This window comes from uncultured Oscillibacter sp., from assembly GCF_910584465.1.
GTDB lineage: Bacteria > Bacillota > Clostridia > Oscillospirales > Oscillospiraceae > Oscillibacter.
Genome location: NZ_CAJUBK010000118.1, coordinates 1 through 3,406 on the forward strand (window position 1 = coordinate 1; position 3,406 = coordinate 3,406).

At 63.4% G+C, this 3,406-nt stretch carries 2 protein-coding genes; both read right to left on the reverse strand.

Features of this window, described 5'->3' with window-relative positions:
- On the reverse strand, window positions 1-2,528 hold a 2,528-nt coding region (locus QZ332_RS13375; RefSeq protein WP_295766344.1), incomplete at its 3' end, for a CD1108 family mobile element protein.
- A gap of 494 nt (window positions 2,529-3,022) precedes the next feature.
- Window positions 3,023-3,406 (reverse strand): DUF6674 family protein (locus QZ332_RS13380; protein ID WP_367116674.1); only part of this gene is annotated, 384 nt, incomplete at its 5' end.

Below are 3,406 nucleotides of genomic sequence, written 5' to 3' on the forward strand. Positions count from 1 at the left end.
TCGTAGGTGTGCCAGAAGAAAATGAGATCACCGGGCTGGGCGTTCGCCATGGATACGGGAGTGCAGATGTTATAGAGGCCCTGCGCCCCCAGCCGTCCCACGTTCCAGCCGGAATGATTGATGACCCAGCTTACAAAGCCGGAACAGTCAAAGGAAGTGCTGGGACTGCTGCCGCCCCAAACATAGGGGAAACCGAGGTATTTCTGCGCTTCTTCCAGCATGGCGGCGTAGGTTTCGTCCGTTACCGGCTCCCCAGGGTAGGCGGGAATCTCCACGCCGCCCGGTGTGCCGGGGATTGCTCCGCTGGTTGCGCCATCGTAGCCGGTGTCCACGAAATAGTAGGGATTCAGATATTCGCCGTCCAACATGATCTCCAGATGCAGGTGCGGCCCGGTGCTGTTGCCGGTGCTGCCCACGGCGGCGATCACATCCCCTCGCTTGACCTCCTGGCCCACGGTGACGGAAAGACTGGAGCAGTGGGCGTACCGGGATTGATAGCCCTTTTCGTCCTCTATCACCACGCACAGGCCGTAGCTGCCAGCGTCACCAGCGGACACCACCCGTCCGTCGTGTATAGCCGCAACGGGTGTACCCTGCGCCACGGCAATGTCCACGCCCCGGTGCAGGTTCTTCTCCCCGCTGATGGGGTGTACCCGGTAGCCGTAGCTGCTGGAGACGTACCCCAGCCACGGGAAGTCAAAGGGGTTTCCATACGCCTGCCGGTTGCCGAGGGTCTGCTGGTACACGTTGTAGCGGTCGGTCTGCTCACCGGGGGAGAGCGTGTTGGAAATGATCGTGGACAGCGGCGTGACCGTCAGCGTGGTTTGAAGGACGTACCAATCGTAGGGATCGCCGTCACTGTCATAGCGGGTTTCAATGATAACCTCCCGCGTAAGCTGGTACTGCTCCCCGAACAGCCGCGCAATCTCCGCCTGGACCTGCTTAAAGGTAAAGGCGTTGAACATGGTGGAGAGATAGCCCATCAGTTCGTAGGGGTTATGGCTGATCTCCCCGATGTTGTAGCGGTATTCGTCATAGCCGGGGTAATTTTCCTCGGTCTTGTCAATGTCCATCTGCAAATCCGTCTCCATTTCCGTGTAGTAGAGGTCGGAATTGCAAATGTCCTGCTCATTCGCCATATAGGAGGCGGAGATGTAGGAGGACTGGAAACCGGAGAGCATAGCGGTACAAGAGGTCATGCCAGCGGCAAAGAACACCACCACCATAGCCAGCAGAGCCACCACAGCCAACAGGGACTTGTGCGCCGCCGCGTACTGCTGGATAGCCCGGACGATCTGCCCGGTGGCCTGGGCCACATTTTGAGTAAACTGCGCCGTCTGCTTCGCCTCATGCGCGGCCTGGGCATACTTCCGCTTGATCTTCTGCTTCTGCATCCACTTGGCGAGGGCATTTTTCCGCCGCAGCTCCGGGTTATCCCGGAGGGCGGTCTGCCATGCCAGATTGAGATTCTCCTTCGCCGCCCACTGTTCTGCTTGGCGCAGGGCGCGGTAGGGCTTGGAGCGGCGGCGGTTCCTTTGCCAGCGCAGCGCCCGCCCCACGCCCTGCTCCGCAAACAATTCGCTTTTGTGGGTGGCCTCTACTGCTACATTTTGTCGCTCAGATTCATGGATTTTGCCGTGGAGCTTCATCACCGCCGCCGTTTTCGCCATACCAGTGACACGGGCGGGCAAAGAGGGCGGTCTGTACTCCGGCAAAACCTCCTGCTCAAAATGCAGACGGCGGCGGGGTCTGCCCGTCTCGCTGTCCGGCTCCGGCTGAAAGGACAGGCGGCTCTTGGTGGGAAGATCAGCCCGCGCCTGTTCCACCTGCCCCTCCGCCCGTTCCACCCGGCGCACGGCCTTCTGATAGCTCCGGCTGGGCGGCGTGGCATCCTCCTTCGGCGCGGGGGCCGGGAGACTGTCAGCGGCGGGCGGCGGGTCCTCAAATTGCAGCCGCCTCCGCTCTGAAGCAATGGGCGCGGCGGAGTGGGCGGCGAACTTTGCCGCCTGCCGCTTCTTATAGGCTCCGCGATCATCCGGCACGGAGGACAACTCCGGGGCCTTGGGTTCCGGCTGGGGGCTGTCCCGCTGGCGGGTGTCCGCCTCACCGTCAGTAGAAACGGGCGTTTCCGTCTGCTGAACGTCCTCTGACCGGGCGGCATTGGCGGCGTACTCCATAACCTGCCGCTTTTTTGCCGCCCGCCTTGCCTCTGCGGACTGTTCGGAATCAGGATCAGGGGCAGCATCCTCCGCCGTCCCTTCAAACCGCAGCCGTCCGCCGCCATCGTCCAGGAGGCGGGAGGTGCGCTGTTCAGCCGCAGGCTGGGCGGCATCCGGGGCAAACCGCCGTGTCTGCCGCTTCTTCATCTTTGCCCTGGCATCAGCGGGGGCCTTGCCGTCAGTGGGGGGCTGTTCGCCCTCTGTCGCCTTGAATTTCAGCCGTCCGCCGCCCTCCACCGGGCGGGGCGGACGCTTCGGCCCCTTGCCGGGTGGCCGGTTCTGCATGGGGGCGTCACCAGCACTCCGCATGGGGGCGGGCTGACCGTCCAGCGAACGGGCGGCGTTCGGGGTATGCTTTGCCGCCTGCCGCTGCTTGGACTTTTTACGATTGTTCCGTCTGCGCCGCCTCCGGGAAGCTGGGGGCGGGGGCGGAGGGTCCTCGCTGATGGTGGGAGCGGCCATCATGGGTGCGTCCGCCGCCATCCGCATAGAGGGAGCGTCCGGCACAGGAGTATCCGATACGCTGACCGGCTCCTGGGCAGCATAAACCGCTTCTTCCGCCGTCTGCTGGATAGGGCGGGGTTGTTTGCGCCGTTTCTTGGCAGGGGCGGCGGGGTCGCTGCCGCTGCGCTGGGCCGCACGGTGGCCCGCCGCCTGCTCCACAGCCCGATCAGGGCCGAAAGATACATCCGCCGTCCGCTGACTGACGCGCTTTTCCTCGCCGGTAGCCATGTTACGCTCCACCAGACCGTCCCGGCCCAGCCTCTGAACCGTTTTCGCCCTGGCCTGGAACCGCTTTCCGCTCATAACGCCGCCTCCGGGTGCTTATGATCTTTCTCCGGCACAGGAGCGGGACGGGCGGCAGCTTCGGCCTTTTTCTCCGCTAATGCCTGACGGATAGAGGGCTTCTGTTCTGCCTGACGTTCCGCCCGCGCCTCCCGTGCGGCCTCCGCCGACAACTCCAGATTCTCCACACCACCGATAGCGGCGAGGGTGGCGTTGTTCATACTGGACAGCAGCTTTTTAGTGGCCCGCATAGGGGCGAGGACCACAGACTGAAAGCGGCCCTCCTGCCCGCCGTCCACCGTCTGCGTCTCCTTGCCAATCATGGCGCGTCCGGCGTTCTTCAAATGACCGCCCACGCTCCGCAGCTCATGGCCGATGTTCTCCACCTTTTCAATGTTCTG